Here is a 4,537-nt window from a genome sequence, read left to right as displayed (position 1 = left end):
CAGTCTGATCCATCGTCGCAGCAGCAGACTTGTGCCGCATCACCCCGTGCTATTGGCCCAACAATTCAATCCCGTGCCCCCCTTGACGGGAGCGACCATATCAGTGTGCTGCAGTCGGTGCTCAGCGGCGAAGAGATCGAGTGACTCGAGGTCTGCCTGGTCAAGCTCACCGCGCACGACGAGTCCTGGCCCTGCCGGCGCCCGGGGCGCAGCTCAACCGAGGACTTGACTTGAGAATTTTCATCGCCGGTTTCCAGCACGAGACCAACACCTTCGCTCCGACCAAGGCCGACTGGGCCGCCTTCGAGGCCGGGTCGGCCTTTCCGCCCTACAGGCGCGGCCAGGCCATCATCGACGCCTATCGCGGGCTGACGCTGGCCGTCAGCGGCTTCATCGACCATGCGGAAGAACGCGGCTGGACGCTGGTGCCGTCTGCCTGGGCTGGCGCGGTGCCCTCGGCGCACGTCACGCAAGATGCTTTCGAGCGCATCGCGGCAGCCATTGACGAAGACCTGCAGGCGGCGCTCGCGATGGGTGATGTCGATGCGGTGTATCTCGACTTGCACGGCGCGGCGGTCGCGGAGCATCTGGAAGATCCGGAAGGCGAGTTGCTGTCGCGCGTGCGCGCGCGTGTCGGCGCGGCCGTGCCGATCGTGGCCAGCCTCGACCTGCATGCCAATGTGACGCGGCAAATGCTCGAAGTGGCGGACGCGCTCGTGGCCTACCGTACCTACCCGCACGTGGACACGGCCGATACCGGCCGCCTGGCGGCCAGGCTGCTCGAGCGCCGGCTCGCGCGCGGGTTCAAGGAGCAGATGGCTGTGCGCCGCTTGTCCTTCCTGCTCTCGCTCAATGCGCAGTGCACGATGATGGCGCCGGCCGATGCGGTGTACGACACGCTGAAGTCCCTCGAAGCGCGCCACGACTGCGTGCTGAGCTTCGCCATGGGGTTCCCCGCGGCCGACATCGCCGAATGCGGACCGGTGGTCTGGGGCTATGGCGGCGAAGCCGATACGGCCGTGCAGGCGCTGTTCGATCGCGCCGACCAGCCGCGCAGCCAATGGGTCCTGGACATCCTGACGCCCGAAGCCGCGGTCGCCGAGGCTTTGGCGCTGGCCGCCGATGCCAGTAGACCGGTGGTCATCGCCGATACGCAGGACAACTCCGGTGCCGGCGGAGACAGCAACACCACCGGCATGCTGCGCGCGCTGCTCGCACGCAAGGCCGGGGAGTGGCTGCCGGGCCGGGTGGCGATCGGCCTGTTGTTCGACCCCGCGGCTGCGGCCGCCGCGCATGCGGCAGGCGAGGGCGCGCAACTCGAGTTGACGCTGGGCAAGTCGGTGCCGACCTGGGGTGGGCAGTTCAGCGACCCTCCGGTGCAAGTGCATGCCGTAGTGCGCAAGCTGAGCGATGGCAAGGTCGTGATGAAGGGGCCGATGGGACGGGGCAGCAAGGTGTCGCTCGGCCCCAGCGCATGCCTGGAGGTGGATGGCGTGCTCGTCGTCGTGAGTTCGCAGAAGACGCAGATGCTGGACCGCGAGTTCTACCGCTATGTCGGCATCGAGCCGGAAGACATGAAGATTCTGGTCAACAAGAGTTCGGTGCACTTCCGCGCCGATTTCACGCCCATCGCCAGCACCATCCTCGTGGCCAAGGCCGCGGGGCCGATGGCGGTGGACCCGGCCGATCTGCCGTGGACGCGATTGCCGCCTTCGATGGCGCTGCGGCCCTGAGTCGAATCTCACTCCTGCACTGGTCCTTACGCTCTCCCAACTTGAACTTGAAAAGAGGCCGGGGTCATGCCTGCTGATCGGCAATGGCCGGGACAAGGAACACGGAGCATGCGTGGTGCGCAACTCGGGCCATGACTTCAACGACGGCTACTTGCCCATCGGCACGGCCTACTGGGCGTTGCTCGCCGAGACCTACCTGGTCCAGCGGGCCATGCAACCAGGGCGCACCGGCCGTTTCTCCAGCGAATGACGGTTTGCCAGGGCCTTGATTGCAGGGCGGATCAGAGCTCCGAAACGGAGCCGTCCGGATGGACCAGTCGATTTCCCATCCGGCTCGGAAATCTGAAAGCGTCCATCGCACCGGGACGCGCGCCATATTGGCGCATCTCGGCGCCGTCATAGATGGCGGCGCTCGGACCACTTGTGCGTGGAGCCGCCACCGGCGGCAGCGCCTCGGCCACCTCGCCACCTGTCGCAGCGAGCGCGGCCGCACCCTTGGCGGTGAGCGAATAGAGCTTGGTGGCGGCACCGTCGCGTTGTTGCCCGGCGTGCTCGCAGATGTATTCCAGCAGGCGCAGCGCATGCAGCGCCCCGCGTGTGGCGCCTCCAGCATTCTTGGCAATGGCCGGACCCGCGGACAGGTTTGTTTGCGCGACAGCACGCAGCACTGTGACGAGGCCCGGATCCAGTTGTGTCGAGGATTCGTGATTCAAAAATATATCTCCCTGAAGTGAATTGTGTGAGCCAGACAGTGTGCCCAAAGGCGGCCCGTTGTCTGGTGCGGGCCTGTCAAAGGGTGCGCGGTCGTGACGAAATTGGATTTGGAGATGCGTGGCGAGGTATCGGGCAACTCAAAGTCTTGTCCTTGGGAAGACGGGGGCTGGCTGCAGGGGATCGTGAGATTGGCCAGGATCTGGTTCCGGGCCGATCGTTGTGTCAGGTCTTCAATCAAGGATGAGTTCTTTCAGGATTGATGCGTTTCGCCGACTTGATGCCGCAATCCCATCCGCCCAATAAATCACGCAATTGGGAGTGCTGTTTTTGGGCGTGACATTTGTTGGCAATTGCGTGATGCGAGGCACCGGAGAATCGCCGCGCTCACAGGGAGGAACACCACCATGAACAAGAATCTCCATCGCGTGGTGTTCAGCGCATCGCGCCGCATGCGCATCGCCGTGCAGGAGACTGCGAAGAGCGCGGGCAAGGCGCCGGGCGCCACATCAGGCACTGCATCAGGCACAAGCGCATCGAGTGCATTCAGCGCGGCATTGGCGGCTGCGCTCTTCATGTCGCCCGCGCTGGCCCAGGTGGTGGCGAACCCGACCTCGCCAGGCACTCTGCGCCCCATCGTGCTGGTCGCGCCGAACGGCGTGCCGACCGTAAACATCACCCCGCCTTCGGCGGCCGGTGTCTCGCGCAACCAGTACGCCGACTTCAACGTTGCCGCCGCCGGCCTGATCCTCAACAACAGCCGCGTTTCCGTGCAAAGCCAGATCGGCGGCTGGATTGCCGGCAACCAGAACCTGGCCACCGGCTCGGCGCGCATCATCCTCAATGAAGTCATCGGCGGCAACGCGAGCCGGATCCGGGGCGCGCTGGAAGTGGCCGGGCCCCGCACGGAGGTGATCGTCGCGAACCCCAGCGGCATTGCCGTGAGTGGCGGCAGCTTCATCAACATCTCCAACCTCACGCTGACCACCGGCCTGCCGCAAGTCAACGCCTTCGGTGGACTGGACAGCTATGTCGTTCGTGGCGGCTCGGTCACCGTCGACGGCGCGGGCCTGGATGCGAGCCGCACCGACTCGGCCGCGATCCTGGCGCGCGCGGTCAACATCGGCGGTGGCATCTGGGCGCCGGACCTGAAGGTGGTCTCCGGCGCCAACCAGATCTCGGCCGACCACAGCCAGGTCACGCCGGTGGCCGGGGCCGGCCCCACGCCCACCTATGCCGTGGACGTCTCGCAACTCGGCGGGATGTACTCGAACCACATCTGGCTGGTCGGGACCGAACATGGGCTGGGGGTGCGCAACGCGGGAGCGATTCAGGCGCATGGCAGCAACGCCCCTGCGGGGCTGGCCGGCATCGGCCAGTTCGTCATCACCGCGGCGGGCCGGCTGGAGAACACCGGGACGATCCAGTCCACGGCAGACACCAGCATCACGGCCGCAAGCCTTGCCAACGCGGGCAATATCACCAGCGCCACCAGCCTGAAGGTCGCCACCGCGGGCGACCTCGCCAACAACCTCAACGGTGTCGGCGGCACGCTCGAAGGCCCGCGTGTCGAACTCTCCAGCAGCGCGGGCAACGTGGACAACCGCAATGGCGGCGCGATCCGCCAGACCAGCACCGCGGCCTTGAGCCTGAGTGCGCCCACGCTCAGCAATACGGCGGGTGGATGGATTGGAGCGGAACCGGTACCCGTGGCAACGACCAGCACCGGCACCAGCACTGGCACCGGAACCAGCACCACTGCCGCAACAGGAACCGGCAGCACGTCCACGGGTGCTGGCACGACAACGAGTGGCACCACTTCCACGGCCAGCACGTCGACCACGACTGCTGCTGCTGCCGTTCCCGTCGCACCGGGCTCGATCACGGCGTCCGGTGCGATATGGAACGACAACGGCGGCAAAGTCTACGCAGGCGGCCCCGTCACGCTGCAGACCGCGAACCTCGCCAACAACGGCGGAGCGCTGAGCGTGGCGAGCATGACGCTCAGCCAGCCGGGCTTCCAGAACGCAGGCGGCACTCTCAACGTCAGCGGCGCCTTCAACGCAACCCTCGGTACCTTCGACAACTCGGGC

4 protein-coding genes are annotated in these 4,537 nt (G+C 66.2%); 3 read left to right on the top strand and 1 reads right to left on the bottom strand.

The genetic code is table 11. From position 1 onward, the window contains the following. Positions 1-230: 230 nt before the first annotated feature. Both WKW80_RS36885 and WKW80_RS36880 read left to right on the top strand, forming a co-directional pair. Positions 231-1,733, top strand: a complete 1,503-nt coding sequence (locus WKW80_RS36885) for a M81 family metallopeptidase (RefSeq protein WP_340368511.1) — start codon at positions 231-233, stop codon at positions 1,731-1,733. Between the two features lie 112 nt (positions 1,734-1,845). Further along, positions 1,846-1,983: a hypothetical protein gene (locus WKW80_RS36880; protein WP_340368510.1), complete on the top strand. Its 138-nt coding sequence runs from the start codon at positions 1,846-1,848 to the stop codon at positions 1,981-1,983. A gap of 31 nt (positions 1,984-2,014) precedes the next feature. Here the strand turns inward: WKW80_RS36880 and WKW80_RS36875 are convergent, their stop codons facing one another. Further along, positions 2,015-2,446 (bottom strand): hypothetical protein, encoded by a 432-nt coding sequence (locus tag WKW80_RS36875; protein WP_340368509.1) that lies wholly within the window; start codon positions 2,444-2,446, stop codon positions 2,015-2,017. 405 nt (positions 2,447-2,851) lie between these two features. Here WKW80_RS36875 and WKW80_RS36870 point away from each other — a divergent pair. After that, positions 2,852-4,537 (top strand): two-partner secretion domain-containing protein (locus WKW80_RS36870; RefSeq protein WP_340368508.1); only part of this gene is annotated, 1,686 nt, incomplete at its 3' end.

This window comes from Variovorax humicola, assembly GCF_037889915.1.
GTDB classification, from domain to species: Bacteria; Pseudomonadota; Gammaproteobacteria; order Burkholderiales; family Burkholderiaceae_C; genus Variovorax; species Variovorax humicola.
This window is presented reverse-complemented; position numbering and strand designations above follow the sequence as displayed.